Origin of the sequence: Halobacillus dabanensis (genome assembly GCF_900114165.1) — a bacterium.
GTDB classification, from domain to species: Bacteria; Bacillota; Bacilli; order Bacillales; family Halobacillaceae; genus Halobacillus; species Halobacillus dabanensis.
Genome location: NZ_FOSB01000001.1, coordinates 140333 through 161810 on the forward strand (window position 1 = coordinate 140333; position 21478 = coordinate 161810).

21 protein-coding genes, 2 tRNA genes and 1 pseudogene are annotated in these 21478 nt (G+C 40.0%); 21 read left to right on the forward strand and 3 right to left on the reverse strand.

Annotation, left to right across the window (positions count from 1 at the left end):
- Positions 1-20: 20 nt before the first annotated feature.
- The 7 genes from rph (at position 21) to BMZ58_RS00700 (ending at position 3224) form a co-directional block, all read left to right on the forward strand.
- Complete coding sequence (gene rph / locus BMZ58_RS00675; RefSeq protein WP_075034642.1) at positions 21-779, forward strand: ribonuclease PH; 759 nt, start codon at positions 21-23, stop codon at positions 777-779.
- 2 nt (positions 780-781) lie between these two features.
- Positions 782-1375 carry an XTP/dITP diphosphatase gene (locus BMZ58_RS00680; RefSeq protein WP_075034643.1) on the forward strand — a complete coding sequence of 198 codons (594 nt, stop codon included), beginning with the start codon at positions 782-784 and terminating at the stop codon, positions 1373-1375.
- A gap of 14 nt (positions 1376-1389) precedes the next feature.
- Entirely contained in the window at positions 1390-1914 is a 525-nt protein-coding gene (locus BMZ58_RS00685) for a metallophosphoesterase (RefSeq protein ID WP_075034644.1), read from the forward strand.
- A gap of 238 nt (positions 1915-2152) precedes the next feature.
- Positions 2153-2226: transfer RNA gene (locus BMZ58_RS00690), tRNA-Gly, on the forward strand.
- A 48-nt stretch (positions 2227-2274) separates the two neighbouring features.
- Positions 2275-2406, forward strand: coding sequence for a hypothetical protein (locus tag BMZ58_RS21555; RefSeq protein ID WP_279626109.1), 132 nt, complete (start codon positions 2275-2277; stop codon positions 2404-2406).
- Positions 2397-2470, forward strand: a tRNA-Arg gene (locus BMZ58_RS00695). The genes BMZ58_RS21555 and BMZ58_RS00695 overlap by 10 nt, the downstream gene beginning before the upstream one ends.
- Positions 2471-2699: 229 nt before the next feature.
- Positions 2700-3224 (forward strand): DUF421 domain-containing protein, encoded by a 525-nt coding sequence (locus tag BMZ58_RS00700; RefSeq protein WP_083412493.1) that lies wholly within the window; start codon positions 2700-2702, stop codon positions 3222-3224.
- 192 nt (positions 3225-3416) lie between these two features.
- Here BMZ58_RS00700 and BMZ58_RS00705 read toward each other — a convergent pair whose 3' ends face one another.
- Positions 3417-3806 carry a thiol-disulfide oxidoreductase DCC family protein gene (locus BMZ58_RS00705; RefSeq protein ID WP_075034646.1) on the reverse strand — a complete coding sequence of 130 codons (390 nt, stop codon included), beginning with the start codon at positions 3804-3806 and terminating at the stop codon, positions 3417-3419.
- A gap of 404 nt (positions 3807-4210) precedes the next feature.
- Between BMZ58_RS00705 and BMZ58_RS20895 the strand changes: the two genes are divergently transcribed.
- On the forward strand, positions 4211-4375 hold the full coding sequence (locus BMZ58_RS20895) for a hypothetical protein (protein WP_167359999.1): 165 nt from the start codon (positions 4211-4213) through the stop codon (positions 4373-4375).
- Positions 4376-4564: 189 nt separating this feature from the next.
- Here BMZ58_RS20895 and sda read toward each other — a convergent pair whose 3' ends face one another.
- Positions 4565-4702: a sporulation histidine kinase inhibitor Sda gene (gene sda / locus BMZ58_RS00710; protein ID WP_244151463.1), complete on the reverse strand. Its 138-nt coding sequence runs from the start codon at positions 4700-4702 to the stop codon at positions 4565-4567.
- Between the two features lie 348 nt (positions 4703-5050).
- Between sda and BMZ58_RS00715 the strand changes: the two genes are divergently transcribed.
- The 8 genes from BMZ58_RS00715 to BMZ58_RS00750 all read left to right on the forward strand — a co-directional run bounded on the left by BMZ58_RS00715 (position 5051) and on the right by BMZ58_RS00750 (position 15103).
- Complete coding sequence (locus tag BMZ58_RS00715) at positions 5051-6031, forward strand: tetratricopeptide repeat protein (protein WP_075034648.1); 981 nt, start codon at positions 5051-5053, stop codon at positions 6029-6031.
- 154 nt (positions 6032-6185) lie between these two features.
- Positions 6186-7472 carry a trigger factor gene (gene tig, locus BMZ58_RS00720; RefSeq protein WP_075034649.1) on the forward strand — a complete coding sequence of 429 codons (1287 nt, stop codon included), beginning with the start codon at positions 6186-6188 and terminating at the stop codon, positions 7470-7472.
- Between the two features lie 328 nt (positions 7473-7800).
- Positions 7801-9078, forward strand: a complete 1278-nt coding sequence (gene clpX, locus BMZ58_RS00725; RefSeq protein ID WP_075034650.1) for an ATP-dependent protease ATP-binding subunit ClpX — start codon at positions 7801-7803, stop codon at positions 9076-9078.
- Between the two features lie 288 nt (positions 9079-9366).
- Positions 9367-11697 (forward strand): endopeptidase La, encoded by a 2331-nt coding sequence (lon, locus tag BMZ58_RS00730; protein ID WP_075034651.1) that lies wholly within the window; start codon positions 9367-9369, stop codon positions 11695-11697.
- Positions 11687-12274 carry a ribosome biogenesis GTP-binding protein YihA/YsxC gene (gene yihA / locus BMZ58_RS00735; RefSeq protein ID WP_075034652.1) on the forward strand — a complete coding sequence of 196 codons (588 nt, stop codon included), beginning with the start codon at positions 11687-11689 and terminating at the stop codon, positions 12272-12274. Before lon ends, yihA begins: the two co-directional genes overlap by 11 nt.
- A 490-nt stretch (positions 12275-12764) precedes the next feature.
- Positions 12765-13595, forward strand: a complete 831-nt coding sequence (locus BMZ58_RS00740) for a transporter substrate-binding domain-containing protein (RefSeq protein WP_075035074.1) — start codon at positions 12765-12767, stop codon at positions 13593-13595.
- 90 nt (positions 13596-13685) lie between these two features.
- Positions 13686-14351, forward strand: coding sequence for an amino acid ABC transporter permease (locus BMZ58_RS00745; RefSeq protein WP_075034653.1), 666 nt, complete (start codon positions 13686-13688; stop codon positions 14349-14351).
- Between the two features lie 29 nt (positions 14352-14380).
- Positions 14381-15103, forward strand: coding sequence for an amino acid ABC transporter ATP-binding protein (locus BMZ58_RS00750; RefSeq protein WP_075035075.1), 723 nt, complete (start codon positions 14381-14383; stop codon positions 15101-15103).
- A 634-nt stretch (positions 15104-15737) separates the two neighbouring features.
- Here BMZ58_RS00750 and BMZ58_RS00755 read toward each other — a convergent pair.
- Complete coding sequence (locus BMZ58_RS00755) at positions 15738-16217, reverse strand: hypothetical protein (RefSeq protein ID WP_075034654.1); 480 nt, start codon at positions 16215-16217, stop codon at positions 15738-15740.
- Positions 16218-16549: 332 nt separating this feature from the next.
- Here BMZ58_RS00755 and hemA point away from each other — a divergent pair, with 332 nt between their 5' ends.
- The 5 genes and pseudogenes from hemA to hemB all read left to right on the forward strand — a co-directional run bounded on the left by hemA (position 16550) and on the right by hemB (position 21460).
- Positions 16550-17926: a glutamyl-tRNA reductase gene (hemA, locus tag BMZ58_RS00760; RefSeq protein ID WP_075034655.1), complete on the forward strand. Its 1377-nt coding sequence runs from the start codon at positions 16550-16552 to the stop codon at positions 17924-17926.
- A gap of 13 nt (positions 17927-17939) precedes the next feature.
- Positions 17940-18758, forward strand: a complete 819-nt coding sequence (locus BMZ58_RS00765; RefSeq protein WP_075034656.1) for a cytochrome c biogenesis protein — start codon at positions 17940-17942, stop codon at positions 18756-18758.
- Between the two features lie 18 nt (positions 18759-18776).
- Entirely contained in the window at positions 18777-19706 is a 930-nt protein-coding gene (gene hemC, locus BMZ58_RS00770; protein ID WP_075034657.1) for a hydroxymethylbilane synthase, read from the forward strand.
- Positions 19706-20422, forward strand: a pseudogene (locus BMZ58_RS21380) (uroporphyrinogen-III synthase); the annotation flags it as partial. The gene hemC and the pseudogene BMZ58_RS21380, both read left to right, overlap by 1 nt.
- Before the next feature lie 57 nt (positions 20423-20479).
- A complete protein-coding gene (gene hemB / locus BMZ58_RS21385) occupies positions 20480-21460 on the forward strand; it encodes a porphobilinogen synthase (protein ID WP_075035076.1) in 981 nt (326 codons plus the stop codon).
- The last annotated feature ends 18 nt before the right edge of the window (positions 21461-21478 follow it).

A 21478-nucleotide genomic window follows, 5' to 3' on the forward strand; every position in this document is an offset into this window, starting at 1 on the left:
GAAAAAGGAGGTCGTTTTCGATGAGGAATGATCATCGTGAAGTTAACGAACTAAGAACAGTGACTATTGAAACAGACTATGTAAAGCATCCAGAGGGGTCTGTATTGATCAGCTTTGGAGATACAAAAGTGATTTGTAATGCCAGTGTAGAGGATCGTGTACCTCCTTTTTTACGTGGGCAAGGGAAAGGCTGGATTACTGCAGAATACGCGATGTTACCAAGAGCTACAGAACAAAGGAATATCCGTGAATCTTCAAAAGGCAAGGTTTCCGGACGCACGATGGAGATCCAGCGATTGATTGGACGGTCGCTAAGAGCGGTTGTTGATCTGGATAAGATCGGTGAACGTACGGTTTGGGTCGATTGTGATGTCATTCAAGCGGATGGAGGAACTCGGACAGCATCGATTACAGGGGCATTTGTAGCTGTTGTCATCGCGCTTGGGAAATTGGTTAAGAAAAAAACGATCAAAGAGCTTCCCATATCAGACTTCTTAACAGCGATTTCTGTAGGCGTTTTACCAGATGGCAACGAAATCCTTGATCTGTGTTATGAAGAAGATAGTAAAGCACAAGTAGATATGAACGTCATTATGACTGGAAAAGGTGAATTTGTGGAATTGCAAGGTACTGGGGAAGAAGCAACATTTTCCATGCAACAACTTCAAAAGATGCTTGCCCTTGCTGAAGAAGGTGTGAGTAACCTGATCAAGCTCCAAGGAGAAGCCATTGGAGAATGGGCAGATGTTATAAGAACTAAAGCAGAGGCAGCTAAATAACTATGAAAGAGTTAATTGTAGCTACAAAGAACCAGGGAAAAGTAAGTGAATTTCGTCAAATGTTTTCAAAATATAATATATCTGTAAAATCCTTATTGGATATCGACCGAATCATTGACATAGAAGAAACAGGAACTACTTTTGAAGCTAATGCAATCATTAAAGCAGAAGCTATGGTTGAATTATTAGGTTTACCAGTCGTTGCCGATGACTCTGGTTTAGAAGTGGATGCACTCGATGGGGAACCGGGAGTTTATTCTGCTCGTTATGCAGGAATGGAAAAGGACGACCAAAAAAATACGGCGAAACTCTTAAGAGAATTAGAAGGTAAAACAGATAAGGAAAGGACAGCAAGGTTTGTTTGTGCTGTCGCTGTAGCTCGCCCTGGAGTAGAAACCTTCGTCAAAAGAGGAACGTGTGAAGGAAAGATAGCTACCGAACCACAAGGGACAAATGGTTTTGGCTATGACCCAGTATTTATCCCAAGAGGTTCCACCCGTACATTGGCTGAGCATTCTTCTGACGAGAAAAATGCAATCAGTCACCGTCACCATGCCATTGAGCAAATTGAAGATTGGCTTAAAACTCTATCCTAGCGAGGTGAAAGAGTATGCCTAAGGTTTTGATTATAAGTGATACACACGGACAGAAAGAAGAAGTATCTACAATTAAAGAAAGACACAGGGATGTAGATGCTATGATCCATTGTGGGGATTCAGAGCTCTCCTACGACTCCAAAGAGCTTGAAGGCTTTTATTACGCAAAAGGAAATTGCGATTTTGAACGAGAAATGGAAGAAGAGCAAACGGTCACAGTGGGAGATCTAACTTTTCTCGTAGTCCACGGACATTTACATCAAGTAAAAGCAACACTGATGCCACTTTCCTACCGGGCAGAAGAAGTAGGAGCACAAATCGCTTGTTTTGGTCATTCTCACGTCGCAGCCGCAGAAAAAGTAGGGGATACATTATTCATCAATCCAGGAAGCGCTAGACTTCCAAGAGACAGAAAAGAACCGACATATGCTATACTTGAATGGGAAAGTTCTACTGAAGTACATTTGCAATATTATCGGGTAGACGGAGAGCCGATGCCTGATTTAAGCCTGACAACAGAACTTGCAGCGAAGAATTAAAATTCTTTGCTGCATTCTGTTGACAAAAGGCTAGATCCTTATTATAATTATTCTTGTCCGCTTCACAAGAAGGCAAAGAAATCAATCTTGTAAGTGTAGTTTAGTGGTATCAGCCACAAGCGAAACTTTTACCGGGTAAGCAGCGAGTTGTAACGCCTGATAAACTTCCATGAATTGTCTAGAGAGGAAGTGGCATGAACGGATCAGTACCAAACATAGCTAATGAATAATAACCTATGCGGGTGTAGTTTAGTGGTAAAACCTCAGCCTTCCAAGCTGATGATGAGGGTTCGATTCCCTTCACCCGCTCCATACATAACTAATGTAAATATTTGTCTCGGTAGCTCAGCTGGATAGAGCATGAACGAGTATGCTCCGAAGCGAAACTACAACGTACCGATTTCAAAACATCCTGAATCCACCCCGGAAATCGGGACGACAGCCCACGAAAGTGTGCATACAAAACTAAATTATTATATCATGTCCCAGTAGCTCAGCTGGATAGAGCAACAGCCTTCTAAGCTGTGGGTCGGGAGTTCGAATCTCTCCTGGGACGCTAACTGTTAACGCCTTTTATCAAATAAGATAAAAGGCGTTTTTTGTTTTTCTAAGAACTTCCAAAAAGTCTTTCGTAGTACCTTTCTATTTCAACAGCCCATAAAATATGGTTATTTGAATTCCGAAAACTACTTTCATGAAAGAACCATTGGTGTTTGTTTTCTTCAGGGTTAGGGAAATAAAATGGAGGATTAATTATGAGGAGAATTATACAGGGAGGGATAGTATTGTTTTTTGATAAATGGAATGATATTTTTAGGATAGTCGTAATGGCATTAATCATCTATCCTGCTCTTATTTTTATTCTTAGAATTTCAGGTAAGCGTACTTTATCGAAGATGAACATGTTTGATTTAGTGGTGACTGTAGCGCTAGGCTCTACTGTGGCTACCATTTTGTTGTCTTCAGCAGTTTCCCTATGGGAAGGCATTACGGCCCTTTTCTTACTCGTATTCTTGCAATATGCAGTCGCTTGGCTGCAAGTTAGGTCAAACAAATTTACAGCGATTGTTAAAGGAGAGCCGCAGCTGCTTTTTTTTAATGGTACTTACTTAGAAAGTGCCTTGAAAGCCGAACGGGTAAAAGCTGATGAAGTAAGACAGGCAGTACGTACTAGCGGAAGTGATTCAATGGAAGATATCGAGGCAGTCGTTCTTGAAACAGATGGTTCGATATCCGTTATGAAAAAAAGCGATCAAAAAAGGGAAAAGACAGCGATAGATAATGTTAATGGCATGGACAATTTTAAATAAAAAGGAACTTTGTTGCATGAAGGACATGGGACGCTAACTAAAGAAGAACGCTAAAATCCTCTAAGGCAAGGATTTTAGCGTTTTTTTGTGGGGAATAGAATTTAGAATGTTACTCACTAAAACTTTTTGGGCAAAAATGGGGCAGGGTTTTATTAACATCCTGTAGTAAACCAGGCTTTGTGTTTTATGAAATTAAAGAAATCTTTTTCTAATATCAGGTGAAGGTAATAAGCAGTGGTCGTTCACCCCGAACCACTTATGACGGTTTTTCGCAATAACATTATAAAGTGAATCTCTAAGCGGTTTTGGAATGACGACCAGAGTATAGGCAAGCTTCCATAATCCTGATAATCTTTTGCTAATTCTTAAAGCTGCTGTAGATTGAATATAGGCAGAGTTTCCTTCAATTAAGACGATACTTTCCACATCGTTTCTAATGTTGCGTTTCTTTAATAAAGCGCTTCCGGTATCACTTTGCTGGGATGCAAATTTAAATTCCCCTTTGGGATCTCGTTCAATAATAAACTGTACACTTTGGTTACAAAAATTACATTCACCGTCGAAGAGAATAATCCGTTCCATCTTCATCACCTCTCACCCTAGTTTAACATAGGACGAAGGATTAGCCGCTCGATTTTTGTTGTCTAAGGTAATAAGGAGATGATCGTTAGGAGAGTCAAATGAAGTGAACGCTTCATAAGCTACTCTTATAAAGGAGTGATTCGCTTGTTAGCCTTCACATATATCCTTATTGGTGTATTTTTTAGCTTCCACCAAATAGAACCTATAACACAAAGCAGGGAGGAACAGTCTGTTTTCATGTTCTACTTATTAGGGTGGATTATTTTGTGGCCTCTATTCCTGATGAACAAATTGTTAAAAGGTAAATAACAGCATCAGTACATGGAATTAACTGTTATAGCTATCTCTTTTCGATCACATAATAGGAGTGGCTACTTAGCCAAGTGATTTGAGGAGTGATCAGGATGGAGAAGAAAAATGTACAGTGGTTACCCGTAGTTGCTTCTATTGGTATCGGAGCTGCCACATACAGTATGATGACTGGTCAAGCAGGACAGCTTCAAAGCGTAATTCCGAATTTAGCTAAAATGTCGGGACAACGACAAAGCAATCCAACCTCTAATCAGTAAAAGAAACAGGGTACGCGCCGATTGCGTACCCTGTTTCTTAGCTAGGAAGTGATTTTATCCTGTTAGTTAAAAAGTCTTCCTATTGATGTTTCACTTAATCTTGCCTACAAAGCAAGGCGCACAGAACTTTTGTTCTTTATCTAAAAAACGCCACTCAAAGGGAGTAACGTCTGATGTCATTCGTGTATGTTATACGGCCGCAGCAGGTATTTCGATTGATCGTTTATCGATTTCTTGTGTGATTAAGTGAACAAATTCATCATCCAATTGTAGTTTGACGGATTCCATATAAGTTTCAAGTAATGTTTGATCATCCAGCAATGACAAAACGATACATCTCCTTACTGTTTAATTCGGTGAAATTTTATTCACATTCACTAATTTTAGCAGAGATTAAATTTTCCTCATGAGTCTAAAGTCCTGTTTTGCGCTAAGATTATACAAGATAAGAAATTTTCTTAAAATAACTTTGCATTAATCGTTTTATTATGTAAATAAGTGTCGTCGTGTATCAAAGGAAGGCATTATTTGTTTTGGCCAGTATTAGATGAGAGCATTTCTTTGTGTTTAAGATGAATATACTTTAGTATATCCTAATAAGCTAAATAACTAGAGGTTTGAAATAGTTCCTTTTAGGTAACAATGAAGAAGTATTAACACTAGGAAGGGTGTCTTATGGAAAATAAAAACGGGAACTTAGTTATGTTCCCAAAATGGAAAATAACATTGGAGAGGGTAGGATTAGAAGCTTTAAAGGAAAAAAGATACAAAGATGCTTCTGATGCTTTTCAGCCCCTTGTAGATTATGGTGTCGCAAATTCTGATGTCATCACAGGCTTGCTAATGAGTTGGATTGAACTTGGTTTGTATGATGAAGCTGAAGAATTATGTAAACAACAGATGAAAGAAGATTTTGAACAATATTACCATTATTTACATATTTATATTACGATTCTTTTTCAAAGTGATCAATATCAGGAAATTGTGGACCTCTTAGATGAAGTGTTTGAATCGGAAGATATTCCCCACCAAAGCAGGACCCAACTATGGCAAATGTACGAGGTAAGTCGTAAATTACTAGAGGATCGTAAAAAAGAAGAAGGAACTAAGTGTTATGATGAGTTTTCTGAAGCCCTAAACTCAAACGATATACATAAGCAGTGGCAAACTTTAGAACAATTAAAGAAACTATCTCCTCATCCTTTTGTAGGTGAATTTGAAAATGTATTGACGAAAGAAGAAGTTCATCCAATAATCAAAACTTCTATAATTAAATGGTTCCGTGATGGGGGAGTGGACCATGAGGTGGTCCTTAAGAAGTTTGGGCTAGAAAGCACGGTCGTACCTTCACAACTGACGCAATTTCATTCGGATTATATCATTCAGCAAATTCAAATGCGTTTGGGACAGGTGGAACAGAGTAATCCAACGATGTATGAAATAATCGATCGCCTCCTTTACCACTATTGTTATGTGCGTTATCCGCTTCTACCAAATGAAGAAGAAGTTCCGTTGCTTGTCGAAGCACTTAAACAATTAGGTCATGAATATTTACAACTGCCCTATTCTTCAGAGATGGAATTATCTCAGGTAGAGAAATATAAGTCAGAAGTCGAATTATGCGAGCAACATTATATGTTTGTGGTAGGGGATTGAAAAACATGGTCTGCATGAGGGTCACTCCTTGAAAGGATGCAGGATTATGTTATAATGTAGTGGTTGCAAACGAGATTCGTATGTAAAAAGAGTCATAGAATCAATCGTCGTCTGCGGACGAAAATGAATGAATAGATGTTGGAGGGAATTTTTTATGTCAGCAAAATGGGAAAAGCAAGAAGGCAACCAGGGTACTTTGACAGTAGAAGTACCGGCGAGTGAGTTCGACAACGCACTTGACCAAGCCTTTAAAAAAGTAGTTAAGCAGGTGCAAGTACCTGGATTCCGTAAAGGTAAAGTACCGCGTAAACTTTTCGAACAGCGTTTCGGTGTGGAATCATTGTATCAAGATGCGCTTGATATCATTCTTCCACAAGCTTACACAGAAGCTGTTGATGAAGCAGGAATCGAGCCTGTTGATCGTCCAGAAGTAGATGTGAAGCAAATTGAAAAAGGTCAAGATCTTATCTTCACTGCTGAAGTTACAGTTAAGCCAGAAGTTACACTTGGCGAATACAAAGGCTTAGAAGTAGAAGAGCAAAGCACAGAAGTAACAGAAGAAGATGTGCAAAATGAATTGACACAAATGCAAGAGCGTCAAGCTGAGCTTGTTGTCAAAGAAGATGCTGCTGTGGAAAATGGCGACACAGTTGTTATGGATTTTGAAGGCTTTGTTGATGGCGAAGCTTTTGAAGGTGGACAAGCAGACAACTATACGCTAGAAATTGGTTCTGGTTCCTTTATCCCTGGATTCGAAGAGCAGCTGGTAGGTAAGAAAGCAGGAGAAGAAACAGATGTAGAAGTTACTTTCCCTGAAGAATACCATGCAGAAGACCTTGCTGGTAAAGAAGCTACTTTTAAAGTTAAAATCCATGAAGTGAAAGGAAAAGAACTTCCTGAACTTGATGATGAGTTTGCAAAAGATGTCGACGAAGACGTCGAGTCTCTTGAAGAACTTAAAACTAAAACACGTGAGCGTCTGGAAGAACAGAAGAAGACAGATGCTGAGAACAGCAAGCGTGACACACTTGTGACGAAAGCTTCTGAAAATGCAGAGGTAGAAATCCCTGATGCAATGGTAGATACTGAACTTGACCGTATGGTACAAGAATTCGAGCAACGCCTTCAAATGCAAGGGATGACGAAAGACATGTACTTCCAGTTCACTGGTCAAGATGAAGACGCTCTTCGTGAGCAAATGAAAGAAGATGCTGCGAAGCGAGTGAAAACAAACTTGACTCTTGAAGCAATTTCTGAAGCTGAAAATGTAGAAGTTACTGATGAAGATGTTAATGCAGAGCTAGAAAAAATGGCTTCTATGTATCAGACAGATGTTGCACAACTAACACAAATGCTTGGTGGCAACACGGATATGATCAAAGAAGATCTTAAAGTTCGTAAAGCGATTGATGTTCTAGTTGCAAATAGTAAAGCTGAATAATAAACTAAGAAGACAAGGTGCTTGAAGGTGCCTTGTCTTCTCATATATTTCTACAGGGTAAAGTATAGAGCATAGGAATAATGGGGAGGATAATTGATACTTCTCTTTATTATTACATATAATAGTAAGGACGCTTGATTGTTTGACTTATGGGTATATGAATTACATAATGAGGTTGGTGCAATAGAAGTATGGCACACCTCTAATAGGTATTACTTTTTTGTTTGGAGTTAATTTGGTATGATGGGCAAAAGAAGCGGAAACGTTGGCGTCGTATCATGAAACTTCAGTCGCAACGATTGCGTCATTTTAATAAGGGGTGAAACGTATGTTTAAATTTAACGATGAAAAAGGACAATTGAAATGTTCTTTCTGCGGTAAAAGTCAGGAACAAGTACGTAAACTTGTCGCAGGACCTGGCGTATATATATGTGATGAATGTATTGAACTTTGCACGGAGATCGTTGAAGAAGAGTTGGGTAATGAGGAAGAAGTCGAATTCAAAGAGGTTCCGAAGCCTCAAGAAATCCGTGAAATTCTCAACGATTACGTTATCGGCCAAGATCAGGCAAAGAAGAACTTATCTGTCGCGGTTTACAACCACTATAAGCGTATCAATGCAGGCGTGAAGAATGACGAAGTAGAACTTGCTAAAAGTAACATCTTGATGCTTGGACCTACAGGTAGCGGTAAGACACTACTTGCCCAGACATTGGCACGCATACTGAATGTACCATTTGCCATTGCGGATGCTACTTCACTTACAGAAGCGGGTTACGTTGGTGAAGATGTGGAGAATATCCTTCTCAAATTAATTCAAGCGGCAGACTATGATGTGGAGAAGGCAGAAAAAGGAATTATCTATATCGACGAGATCGATAAGGTTGCACGTAAATCAGAGAACCCTTCCATTACACGTGATGTATCCGGAGAAGGTGTACAACAAGCATTGTTGAAAATCCTTGAAGGAACACAAGCAAGTGTACCTCCACAAGGGGGACGGAAGCATCCTCATCAAGAATTCATCCAGATCGATACAACGAATGTATTGTTTATCGTTGGGGGAGCTTTTGATGGAATAGACCAGATTATAAAGCGTCGTCTTGGTAGAAAAGTTATCGGGTTCGGCTCTGAACAAGCGGCTGATGAGTCAGAGAAGAAAGAATTGCTTACAAAAGTTCTACCTGAAGATTTGCTGAGCTATGGGTTGATTCCAGAATTCATCGGTCGTCTTCCAGTCATCGGAAGTTTAGAGCAACTGGATGAAGACGCTCTCGTTGAGATTCTTACTAAACCGAAGAATGCTTTAGTGAAGCAATACCAAAAGTTATTCCAAATCGACCATGTTGAATTGGAAATGGAAGAAGATGCACTTCGTGAAATCGCCCGTCTTGCTATCGAGCGTAAGACAGGGGCACGTGGGCTTCGATCCATCATTGAAGGTATCATGCTCGATGTGATGTATGAGCTGCCTTCTCGTGATGATATTGAGAAATGTATCATTACGAAGGAAACCGTCACAGCTGAAAACGGTCGTCCGAAATTAGTTCTTACAGATGGCACTGTTGAAGATGAGAATAAACAATCTCCTAAAGAGAGTGCGTAATCCTTAATCAATATTCAAGAAGCCGTGCTACGAGATCGTGTAGCGCGGCTTCTGTTATATACTGATTGATTATCGAATGAATGAGGGATTGATGTCTTGATTTCATACATAAGCATGAAAGGACGTTATATGCTCATAATAGGATTATCTTAGGTATGATCTCCCCCCTTGACAGGATATGTGTTAAGGGATATCGGTGTTGGTATCATTTGGTGCCGTTTCGTTTACTTTCCAAGTACATTTATATATGATGAAACTACGTATTTGCATTAATCGGAGGTGCAAGGAATGACAGACAAACAGAGAAAAAGGATACCTCTCCTTCCACTTAGAGGATTGCTTGTATATCCATCTATGGTGTTACACCTGGATGTTGGCCGCGAGAAATCGGTACAAGCATTAGAGCAGTCCATGATGGATGATAATGAAATTTTCCTGGTATCACAAAAAGAAGTGAATATTGATGAACCTTCGCAAGATGACCTTTATACAATTGGGACAGTAGCTAGAGTAAAACAGATGGTGAAACTTCCAAATGGGACGAACCGTGTTCTTGTTGAGGGATTATTTAGAGCGAGTATAGAAAATTTATCAGATGATGAAGAGTTTTATCATGCAGACATTTTTAAAATTGAAGATGAGCATGAAGGGGAGAATGAGGAAGAAGCCCTTATGCGTACTTTAATGGATCAATTTGAGAAATTCGTAAAGGTGTCGAAAAAGGTCAGTCAAGAAACGTACAACACTGTTTCCGATATTGATGAACCAAGTCACATGGCGGATATGGTCGCCTCCCATCTGCCGATCAAATTAAAAGAAAAGCAAATGGTTTTGGAAACTTCGAACGTCAAGGACCGCCTTCAAAAACTGGTAGACATGATCGGGAATGAGCGGGAAGTTCTCGAAATTGAACAGAAAATCGGGAAAAGAGTTAAGAAATCGATGGAGAAAACTCAAAAAGAGTATTATTTACGTGAACAAATGAAGGCTATCCAAAACGAACTTGGCGATAAAGATGGGAAATCAGGCGAAGTCGCTCAGCTCAAAGAAAAAATAGAAAAGGCAAATATGCCAGAACGGGTAGAAGAAGTGGCATATAAAGAATTGGGTAGATATGAAAAAGTTCCCCAAAGCTCTGCGGAGAGCTCTGTCATTCGTAATTACATTGAATGGCTGGTTTCCTTACCATGGCAGGAAGAAACAGAAGATAATCTAGATGTTAATCGGGCAGAAAAGGTGCTCGATGAAGATCATTATGGGCTGGAAAAGGTTAAAGAACGGGTGCTTGAATATCTTGCTGTTCAAAAATTGACACAAACGATCAAAGGACCTATTTTGTGTTTAGCAGGACCTCCAGGGGTAGGAAAAACTTCTTTGGCTAAGTCCATCGCACGTTCCATAAATAGAAAATTTGTTCGGATCTCTCTTGGAGGAATAAGAGATGAAGCCGAGATACGCGGACACCGCCGGACATATATCGGAGCAATGCCTGGGCGAATTATTCAAGGAATGAAGCGGGCTGAAACGATAAACCCTGTGTTTTTACTTGATGAAATCGATAAGATGGCAAGTGATTTTAGAGGGGATCCTTCATCTGCTATGCTTGAAGTCCTGGACCCTGAACAAAATGCAACGTTCAGTGACCATTTCATTGAAGAAAATTATGATTTGTCTAAAGTCATGTTCGTTGCTACCGCAAATAACATTTCAAACATTCCAGGTCCATTACGAGACCGCATGGAAATCATTACGATAGCTGGATATACAGAAGTTGAAAAAGTACACATCGCAAAAGAACATCTATTACCGAAGCAGGTCAAAGAGAACGGTTTGAAAAAAGGTCAACTACAACTGCGTGATGATGCTTTACTTAAATTGATACGTAGATATACAAGAGAAGCAGGAGTACGAGGGCTAGAAAGGGAATTGGCAAGTTTATGTCGGAAAGCTGCTAAAATAATCGTTTCTGGTGAAAAACAGCGGGTAGTCGTAACAGAGAAGCAACTAGAAGATCTTCTTGGGCGCCCGAAATTCCGTTATGGACGGGCAGAACTGGAAAACCAGATTGGTACAGCAACAGGTCTTGCATATACGACTGCAGGTGGAGATACTTTATCAATTGAAGTGTCGATTTACCCTGGAAAAGGGAACTTAACACTTACTGGTAAACTCGGTGATGTTATGAAGGAGTCTGCCCAGGCAGCGTTTAGTTATATCCGTTCAAGGGCCAAAGAACTTAAAATTGATTCTGATTTCGTGGAAAAGAATGACATTCATATCCACGTTCCAGAAGGGGCAACGCCAAAGGATGGACCTTCCGCAGGGATTACGATGGCTACAGCACTTGTTTCAGCACTAACAGGAAGAGCGGTTCGTAAAGAGGTCGGAATGACAGGTGAAATCACCCTGAGAGGTCGCGTTTTACCTATCGGCGGTTTGAAAGAGAAGTCTCTAAGTGCCCATAGAGCAGGACTAACGAAAATCATCATTCCTGATCAGAATGAAAAAGATCTAGAAGACATTCCAGAGAGCATTAAGGAAGGACTTACTTTTGTTCCTGTTAAACATCTGGATGAAGTTTTAGAACAAGCATTAACGGAGGAAATACATGAAGGTTAATTCTGCAGACATCGTCATTAGTGCGGCGAGTAAAAAGCAATACCCAAAAGAACCCATCCCTGAAATAGCACTAGCGGGAAGGTCAAATGTCGGAAAATCCTCTTTTATCAATCGCATGATTCAGAGGAAAAATTTGGCAAGAACTTCTTCCAAACCTGGGAAAACGCAAACTTTGAACTTTTATATCATTAATGAAAAATTTCATTTTGTTGATGTTCCAGGCTATGGTTATGCCAAAGTCTCGAAAAAAGAGCGGGCTAAATGGGGAGAAATGATGGGAGAATATTTTGCTGAGCGCGAACAATTGAGAGCGACAGCATTAATAATAGACGTCCGGCATAAACCTACAGAAGATGATCAAATGATGTATGATTACTTGAAGCATTTTGAATTACCGGTCATGGTCATTGCGACAAAGCTGGATAAAATCAAAAAAGGTCAGCGGAAAAAACAATTGAAAATGATTTATGATGTTTTAGAAATGGAAGAAGAAGATACACTTATTCCATTTTCCGCTGAAACAGGTGAAGGTAAGGATGTCGCATGGCGGACGATGCTCTCTCATCTGAAATTATAGAAAGTCCCACCACTTCTTTTTGAGAAGTGGTTTTTTAGTTGGGATATTCAATTTTGATAACTATGATGTCTCTAGATGCAACATCTTCATTTTTGTACAGGTTCTCGCCTCAATACCAGATCTGTCTTGCGAAAGGGGAGATCACTTTTTTCTGTATGTTTGCTTTTGTGTTATATAACGCGTCTCCTTTAAAAACTATGTAACCTTTCTGCGAAAAAACATTACTGAGTCTTGTTTCAGGTGCCAGCCAGGTGATTGTACTAGTGCACTCAATTACGTATAACCATACATATTACTCCTATTTCTTAGCATTTCTATGCATTTTTAAGTATGTAATAGGATTATATCGGAACAGTCTACTTTTTAGCACTTTTTACAGATATATAAAGAGCCTTCATTTTTGGGAATTGTTAGAATAATCGATATAATTTAAAGTGTCGTTAATATTACAGAGAAATGACAAATTGATGAAGGGAAGGTTTTTGTGGTTATGAAAAAGTTTTTACTTATGATTACCCTGAGCATCCTAATGATTTCTGCTCTGGCCGCTTGCGGCACTAGTGGAGATGAGGAAGAAACATCGGGAAATACGAATGATAGTGATACAGAAGAGTCCGGAGAACAAGTGGAATATGACCTAGTTGAGGATGGTAAATTTACTTTTGCTGCTTCTGGGGAATTCCGTCCGTTCAGTATGACCGAAGCAAGTGGTGAAATGAGTGGTTTTGATATTGATGTAGCGAATGCAATCGCCGAAGAGTTGGGCTTAGAGCCAAATCCTCAGAAACAAAAATTCGCTAGTATTGTAGAAGGTGTCAAGACTGGTCGATTTGATGCAGCAGTAGCGAGTCATACCATTACGGAGGAACGTCAACAAGAGGTGGATTTCTCTACTCCTTATTATTACTCTGGAGCCCAGATTTTCACTCGTCCAGATAGTGATGTGGAAACACTTGAAGACTTAGAGGGGATGGAAATTGCGATTTCCAAAGGTTCTACTTACAGTAAATATGCAGAAGAAGTAACAGACAATATTGTCACCTATGACAGTGATGTTGTGGCATTACAGTCGCTAGCTAAAAACCGCCATGATGCTGTTATCACTGATTTCCTGACAGGTAAAGAAGCTTCTGCAGAAGGACTTGAAATTGAAGCGAAAGAAATGATTGAACGCAGTGAACAAGCAGTCGCTGTTTCTAAAGAAAATGAGGCACTACTTGAAGAAATTAATGCAGCTCTAGAAACACTTCGTGAAGATGGAACACTTGCGGAAATCAGTGAAGAATACTTTGGAGAAGATATTACTACTCTTCCCGAGTAAGTCGATCAACTGATGCAGATAAAAGGTCGAAGTTAAAAAGAGTGCGCAGAGAGCGTACTCTTTTTTGACATTATAGAGGAGTTGAGTAAATTGTATTTGAATTTCGTTAATTTTTGGGGGTCGCTCATTGAAAGTCGCGGTATCTTTTTTGAAGCGGCGCAAATGACGTTAGCTCTTACAGCTATTTCTATTTTAATTGCTATATTCATAGGGCTTATGTTTGCTTTTATGAAAATATCGAAAATCAAGCCATTAGAGTGGCTGGCTAATATTTATATTTATGTCGTAAGGGGAACACCTCTGATTGTGCAAATTTTCGTCTTTTATTATGGATTAACAGAGATTTGGATGATCAGTGGATTCTGGTCCGTCGCATTAGGTCTTGCATTTCATAACGGAGCATATATAGCAGAAATATTCCGTGGATCGATCCAGTCGATTGGTAAAGGCCAAACAGAGGCTGGGCGTTCGCTCGGTATGAGTAACATATTGACGATGCGCCGTATCATTTTACCGCAAGCATTCAGACGTGCATTGCCTCCGTTAGGGAATCAGTTTATCATTGGTTTGAAAGATTCATCCCTGGCAGCCTTTATCGGTGTCTCAGAAATTTTCGCTGTAGCAACGACACAGGGGTCCAATACATTCGACTATATGACATGGTTGCTCGTAAGTGCTGTTTGGTATTTAATTCTCGTATTCTTGCTGACTCTAGCAGTAAGTGCGATTGAGAAGAAAATGGCTGTTAGTGATTAACGGAGGAGGATACACAATTGTCAGAACAAATGATTCAAGTAAATAAATTAAATAAATATTTCGGGGACTTGCATGTCCTGAAAGATATTGATTTTCATGTGGAAGAAAGTGAGGTTGTAGTACTGATCGGAGCCAGTGGTTCGGGTAAAAGTACAATGTTGCGTTGTTTGAACTTTTTAGAGATGAAAAATAGTGGAGAACTATATATAAAAGGGGAGCAAATAGATCCTAAAAAAGATAACCTGAATCAAGTACGCCAACAGGTTGGTATGGTATTCCAACACTTCAATCTTTTCCCTCACAAGACGGTATTAGGGAATGTAATTGAAGCGCCCTTGCAAGTTAAGAAGGTATCCAAGGCTCAAGCGAAAAAGGAAGGGAAAGAATTATTAGAGAAAGTAGGTCTCGGGGATAAAGCTGATGATTATCCAGCAAGGCTTTCCGGCGGACAGAAACAAAGGGTAGCCATTGCTCGGGCTCTTGCCATGAAGCCGGAAATTATGCTTTTTGATGAACCTACATCTGCATTGGATCCAGAACTAGTCGGTGAAGTATTACAAACAATGAAAGATCTTGCGAAAGAAGGGATGACGATGGTTGTCGTCACACACGAAATGGGGTTTGCCAGAGAAGTTGCAGATCGTGTAGTTTATATGCACGATGGAAAAATCGTCGAGACAGGTGCGCCCAAAGATATTTTTGAAAATCCAAAAGAAGAACGTACACAAGCGTTTTTAAGCTCCATATTGTAAGCGTTCCTTCAACAAAATGGCAGTATTCTGGAAGAATCGATTTCGAGACTTTTGATGTGAATAAGGGGAGGAGGGGGATAAGTCGCTTTCCGCGGGGAAGACGGCAAGCCTCCTCGGTCACTTGAAGTGATCTTTGGTGTCTCGCCAGTCTATCCTTTCCCGTTCTTACACCTGCATGATCCCACATTCCAATGGATTACATAAGCCATACGTGTGCTATCCAGCTCTAGTGCCTAGCGGCTAATGAGACTTCCCTCGCTTCTGTACGATAAGTCAACATCGAATCACTACGCTCTTCGTGTTTCCTTTATCTCCTCCAGCTCAGTCCAGTCCATACGCCGCTGATCGAGGCACTTCCGCTTTAAAAAATAGGAGTCTCCTCATCCCCCACCTACCATGCCGTAAAAGTTATTCTAAATCGCACAACAATAACCCTGCCATAAGTAGAGGGAGAATAGCACTTCAAGCCTGTGATTACCGCACTTTCACTTACATTATGCTCTCTTTATTTGAGGGTGGTTTCGAGAAACCTATTATGGAAAGGGGCGGAGCGAACCTTTTCCCGTAGCCGCTTTAGTGTAATAGGTGGACAATGTTAATAAATAAAGAAACGCGACTGGTTGGTTGCGTTTCTTTATTTTTTCTTTAATAAATAAATCCCAAAACCTATCAAGGCTATAGGCCAAAAACGTTCGATCATTAAGAAGACTTCCTGTAACCATTGAAACCATATGGGGCTTGTAGGAGCAAATAATACGAACAGACCGATACTGAGAAAAACAAGAGCAGGGATCAACCCTTTCTTATTTTTTTGATAGTGGAGCAGAAAAGCGATCCCTATAATGAGAAGGTACGTTCCCCAATGGTCTATCCAGAATGAAGTATGCTGGGTGGCTATAAAATGAAGACCGATACCGGTAATCAAAGCACCTGTGAATAGGTTGGAGTAATCTTTAGTCATATAACTATGTGAAAGAAAGGCAACTCCGATGATGAAAACTAGAGCTGACCATGAGTAGAAAGGACTTAATTGGGGTACATTGAGGTGATGGATAAAAAAGTAAGCACCAACACCAATCAATATAAAACCGATTAAAGACTGCTGTTTATTCATATACTTCACACCTTATTATAATAAAATATATTACACGATCGTTGACAAGGATTGTAGCATGTGTCTTCCGATCTTCCAAAATAAACGAACGGGAAGAGAACTTTGTATTATCGTGCCGGATTGTTGCGCTGTCCGTCATGTTTTGGTATATTACAGACGGGTTATAATTTAAAATGGTTCTAAATAAATAGTTATAATTTTCTTTTTAACGTAATCTTATCCTATCATAACAGGTTCAAAATCTGTTCATAATTTACATGAAATATTGTCGTTTTTTTGTGCTATACTAATGGATATGAGAAGTTCTGAACGTTTTAATGGGGGTAGATGAAATGCACATTTTAGCTGTCGGTCTTAATTACAGAACAGCCCCTGTGGAAATCCGGGAGAAGCTTACATTTTCAGAGCAGCAGCTTGAGGAAGCAATGCAACAGCTTAATGCCCGAAAAAGCGTGCTAGAAAATGTGATTATTTCTACATGCAACCGCACGGAAATCTATGCCGTTGTGGATCAAATCCATACAGGCCGCTACTATATTAAACAATTTTTATCTGACTGGTTTGAAGTAGAAAAAGAAGAGTTTTCTCCTTTTCTTTCCATCTACGAAACAGATGGGGCAATGGAACACTTGTTACGTGTCACTTCTGGGCTGGATTCTATGGTTCTTGGGGAGACCCAAATTCTTGGCCAAATAAAACAAGTCTTTATGCGTGCTCAAGAAGCTGGTACGACTGGTACGATATTTAATCAGTTATTCAAACAAGCTGTTACTATGGCGAAAAAAGCGCATAAAGAAACGGAAATAGGTGAAAACGCTGTATCTGTCAGTTATGCTGCTGTTGAACTTGCTCGTAAGATTTTCGGCGATCTTGTTCATAAACATATTGTCATCTTAGGTGCAGGAAAAATGGGAGAATTAGCTGCGAAGAATCTTCATGGTTCCGGTGTTAAAAAAGTTTCCGTTGTCAACAGAACCCTGGAAAAAGCTCAAACTGTTGCTAATCAGTTTAATGGCTATGCGAAGACGATGGACGAGCTGGAAGATGTTTTAGCAGATGCTGATATAGTCATCAGTTCGACTGGGGCTACAGAGTACGTAATAACTAGGGAAAAAATGGAGCCTATTCATCGGAAACGAAAAGGGAAGCCATTATTTTTTGTTGATATTGCAGTACCAAGAGATTTGGATCCTGCGATGGAAACGTTGGATAGTGTATTCCTGTATGATATCGATGACTTGCAAGGAATCGTTGATGCTAACCTTGCCCTGCGTAAACAAGCAGCGGAAGAAATTGAAGTGATGATTGAAGCGGAAATCGTTGAATTTAAACAATGGTTGCAAACGATTGGTGTAGTCCCGGTAATTTCTGCGTTACGTTCAAAAGCATTGAACATTCAAGCAGAAACGATGAAAAGCATAGAACGGAAGATGCCGGAACTAAGCGATCGTGAACGTAAAGTACTGAATAAACACACAAAGAGTATTATCAACCAGATGTTGAAAGAACCGATTTCTCAAGCAAAAGAGCTTGCCGCCCAGCCGGATTCTGATGAGACTTTGAAGTTGTTCACTCAGATTTTCGGCATTGAGGAGCAAGTTGATAAAGAGGTAAAAGCACAAGAAAAAAAGAACGGAATGAAGGTGGAGCGCAGTTCAGAGGTAAGTGAACCGATCAAAAAGGTCATTAGCTCTGTGGCCCATCCATAAGGTGGGAAGTTAAATGCTTGAATTCAAGTGGGTATATGAACTTATCCTATTCCTTTATGGTCTTAGTTTAATTGGATACTTCATTGACTTTGTACAAAATAACCGGAAGGCGAATGTTCTCGCTTTCTGGTTACTTAGTATGGTTTGGATTTTACAGACCTTTTTCTTACTCTCCCAAATGTTCTTTAAAGAAAATTTCCCCATTATGACCGTTTATGATGGTTTATACTTTTACGCGTGGATTTTAGTTACGTTCTCATTGATTATAAATAGACTTTTTAAAGTAGATTTTCTTGTGTTTTTCACAAATGTGGTCGGTTTTTTGATCATGATCATTCATATTTCTACAAGAGCGCAGAACGTGTTGGAAAAACAGGGGATTGCGCTGGTCAATGAACTCCTTGTGATTCATGTCAGTTTAGCAATCATATCTTACGGTTTTTTTACAGTATCTTTTATTTTTTCAATTATGTACTTGTTACAGTACCGATTGTTGAAAAAGAAAAAGTGGAATACAAAACTTTTTCGCCTTGGAGACTTGACGAAACTCGATCACTTCTCTTATGTCGCCATCATTTTGGGTGTTCCATTATTATTGATCGCAATTATCCTGGGAGTCGTCTGGGGATATGTGTCTACTGCCCCTTTTTATTGGTATGACTCTAAGACGCTTGGTTCTATGCTAGTCCTGACAGTGTATATCATTTATTTGGTTCTGCGTGTCATTAAGGGCTATCAGGGGCGAAGCATTTCCATCTTCAATTCAGCTGCTTTTTTATTTTTATTAATCAATTTCTTTCTATTCGGGTCTTTATCTAACTTTCATTTCTAATAACGAGGAGGAAACAGAGTGAGAAAAATCGTTATCGGTTCACGAAAAAGTAACTTGGCAATTACTCAGACAGAATGGGTGATCGACCAGCTGAAACAAATCGATCCATCTTATGACTTTGAAATTAAGCGTATCTCTACTAAAGGGGATCAAATTCTTGATGTGACCCTTTCCAAAGTGGGTGGTAAAGGGTTATTCATCAAAGAAATCGAACAAGCGATGTACGATGGAGAAATTGACATGGCTGTCCACAGTATGAAAGACATGCCGGCAGTAGTCGCGGAAGGCTTAACTGTTGCAGCCATACCTATCCGTGAAGACCACAGAGATGCGTTCGTCTCCAATGGAAATGTCGCTCTAAAAGACCTTCCGGAAGGAGCAATAGTAGGGACGAGTAGCTTAAGACGCGGATCCCAAATCAAATCGGTAAGACCAGACCTTGAAATCAAATGGATTCGGGGAAATATCGATACACGCCTTAAGAAGTTGAAAGAAGAGGATTATGATGCCATCGTCCTTGCAGCAGCTGGCCTGAAGCGAATGGGATGGGACGATGATGTGGTTACCGAATATTTAGAACCTGATGTTTGTGTTCCTGCCGTCGGACAAGGGGCTCTTGCCATCCAATGCCGTGAGAATGACTCAGAACTTCGGGACTTTCTATTAAAACTTAATCATGAGTACACAGAAACAACAGTGGCTGCGGAACGTAAATTCCTTCATGATTTGAATGGCGGTTGTCAAGTTCCTATTGGAGGATATGCCTATCGTAAAGGCGATGAGATCATTTTAACAGCGCTTGTTGGAACACCTGATGGTAAAACAATTTTACATGAAACAGTAAGTGGGAAAGACCCAGTAGAAGTTGGGAAAGAGGCAGCGGATCGCTTGAAAGCTCAAGGAGCACAAGAAATTGTGGACCGTGCCATAGAGGAGTATGACCAGTAATGAAACCATTGCAAGGGAAGCATATTCTCGTAACGAGAGGAAAATCCCAAGCACATCCATTCATAGAGAAGATTGAAGAGGGAGGTGGAGTTTCCTATCATACTCCCCTTCTTGATTTCCAATTGAATGATTCAGAATCTCATCAAGAGATTATTCATCAACTTCACGACTATTCTTGGGTATTTCTCACAAGTTCCAATGGCGTGAAGTTTTTTTTCGAATTATTGAGGAAACACAATGTATTTCTTCCTCAAAAGCTTCAGTTTGCAATTATTGGCACAAAAACAAATCACGCACTCAAAAGTTACGGATATCAAGCTGATTTTATACCTTCCCGTTTCCAGGCTACTAAGATGGTGGATGAGTTTTTTGCCGTATATCCTCGACCAGGCAACATTCTTTACATAAGAGGCAATCGATCGCGTGATGTTTTACCTGCTGCTTTTCGGGCCAAGGGTGTATTTTTTCAATCCATGACTGTATATGATACCCTACTAGTGAAGGATCAGAGAGAAGAGATATTAAGTTGGTTAAAATCGGAGGAATTAGATGCTTTAACGTTTACAAGTCCATCTACAGTTTCAGCTTTTGCCAACATAGTTCAAGGAGCGGAAATCAATGGTAAAGACCTTCCCTGTTTTTGTATCGGCCCAACTACAGCGGAAACAGCAAGAAGGTATGGATTTCGGCACATTTTCGTTCCAAAGCAATATACAATCAATGAAATAATGAATCAACTGAACCATTATTTTTCTAATGAAAGGAAAGATAAGATGAGTGATTTAACATTTAAACGTCATCGTCGTCTTCGTCGGACAGAATCTATGAGGGCGTTAGTCAGAGAAACGCATCTGCGTACAGAGGATCTAATTTTTCCGATCTTTGTGGTGGAAGGAGAAGGGGTGAAAAATCCTGTCGCTTCCATGCCAGGTGTTCATCAAGTATCATTGGATTATTTGACTGAAGAGATGGAAGAGCTAGTTCAACTGAATATTCGTTCTGTCATTGTTTTTGGTGTTCCTGCTGAAAAGGATGAAGTCGGTAGTCAGGCTTATCATGAAGACGGCATTGTCCAAAAAGCTATCCGCCAAATTAAAGAAGAGGTACCTTCTTTAACGGTCATAGCAGATACATGTCTCTGTCAATACACCGATCATGGCCATTGCGGTGTGGTTCGTGATGGGGATATAGCTAATGATGAATCTCTTACCTATATTACTCAAACAGCCGTTTCACAAGCAGAGGCAGGAGCAGATATCATTGCTCCATCTAATATGATGGATGGCTTTGTCGCCTCTATCCGTCATGGTCTGGACGAAGCAGGGTACAGTCATATTCCTGTCATGTCTTATGCTGTGAAATATGCTTCTTCCTTTTACGGACCATTCCGAGATGCTGCTCATAGCTCCCCGCAATTTGGAGACCGCCGTGCCTATCAAATGGATCCCTCGAATCGTTTAGAAGCAATTAGAGAAGCAGAATCGGATGTCCAAGAAGGCGCAGACTTTCTTATTGTCAAACCAGCTTTATCATACTTAGATATCATGCGAGAAGTTAAAGACCGTTTCAACCTCCCGCTTGTCGCTTACAATGTGAGTGGAGAATATTCAATGATTAAAGCAGCTGCCCAAAATGGTTGGGTCAATGAACAGGAAATTGTCCTGGAGAAATTGACATCAATGAAACGTGCTGGTGCAGACCTCATTATCACTTATTTCGCAAAAGATGCTGCGAAATGGTTGAAAGAAGATTAATTCGATTACTTAAGGGGT

What these genes read in the sequence shown, in the direction of transcription:
- rph (WP_075034642.1), top strand. Translation starts at nt 21, where the DNA reads ATGAGGAATGATCATCGTGAAGTTAACGAACTAAGAACAGTGACTATT.
- BMZ58_RS00680 (WP_075034643.1), top strand. Translation starts at nt 782, where the DNA reads ATGAAAGAGTTAATTGTAGCTACAAAGAACCAGGGAAAAGTAAGTGAA.
- BMZ58_RS00685 (WP_075034644.1), top strand. Translation starts at nt 1,390, where the DNA reads ATGCCTAAGGTTTTGATTATAAGTGATACACACGGACAGAAAGAAGAA.
- BMZ58_RS21555 (WP_279626109.1), top strand. Translation starts at nt 2,275, where the DNA reads ATGAACGAGTATGCTCCGAAGCGAAACTACAACGTACCGATTTCAAAA.
- BMZ58_RS00705 (WP_075034646.1), bottom strand. Translation starts at nt 3,806, where the DNA reads ATGGAACGGATTATTCTCTTCGACGGTGAATGTAATTTTTGTAACCAA.
- BMZ58_RS20895 (WP_167359999.1), top strand. Translation starts at nt 4,211, where the DNA reads ATGGAGAAGAAAAATGTACAGTGGTTACCCGTAGTTGCTTCTATTGGT.
- BMZ58_RS00715 (WP_075034648.1), top strand. Translation starts at nt 5,051, where the DNA reads ATGGAAAATAAAAACGGGAACTTAGTTATGTTCCCAAAATGGAAAATA.
- tig (WP_075034649.1), top strand. Translation starts at nt 6,186, where the DNA reads ATGTCAGCAAAATGGGAAAAGCAAGAAGGCAACCAGGGTACTTTGACA.
- clpX (WP_075034650.1), top strand. Translation starts at nt 7,801, where the DNA reads ATGTTTAAATTTAACGATGAAAAAGGACAATTGAAATGTTCTTTCTGC.
- lon (WP_075034651.1), top strand. Translation starts at nt 9,367, where the DNA reads ATGACAGACAAACAGAGAAAAAGGATACCTCTCCTTCCACTTAGAGGA.
- yihA (WP_075034652.1), top strand. Translation starts at nt 11,687, where the DNA reads ATGAAGGTTAATTCTGCAGACATCGTCATTAGTGCGGCGAGTAAAAAG.
- BMZ58_RS00740 (WP_075035074.1), top strand. Translation starts at nt 12,765, where the DNA reads ATGAAAAAGTTTTTACTTATGATTACCCTGAGCATCCTAATGATTTCT.
- BMZ58_RS00750 (WP_075035075.1), top strand. Translation starts at nt 14,381, where the DNA reads ATGATTCAAGTAAATAAATTAAATAAATATTTCGGGGACTTGCATGTC.
- BMZ58_RS00755 (WP_075034654.1), bottom strand. Translation starts at nt 16,217, where the DNA reads ATGAATAAACAGCAGTCTTTAATCGGTTTTATATTGATTGGTGTTGGT.
- hemA (WP_075034655.1), top strand. Translation starts at nt 16,550, where the DNA reads ATGCACATTTTAGCTGTCGGTCTTAATTACAGAACAGCCCCTGTGGAA.
- BMZ58_RS00765 (WP_075034656.1), top strand. Translation starts at nt 17,940, where the DNA reads ATGCTTGAATTCAAGTGGGTATATGAACTTATCCTATTCCTTTATGGT.
- hemB (WP_075035076.1), top strand. Translation starts at nt 20,480, where the DNA reads ATGAGTGATTTAACATTTAAACGTCATCGTCGTCTTCGTCGGACAGAA.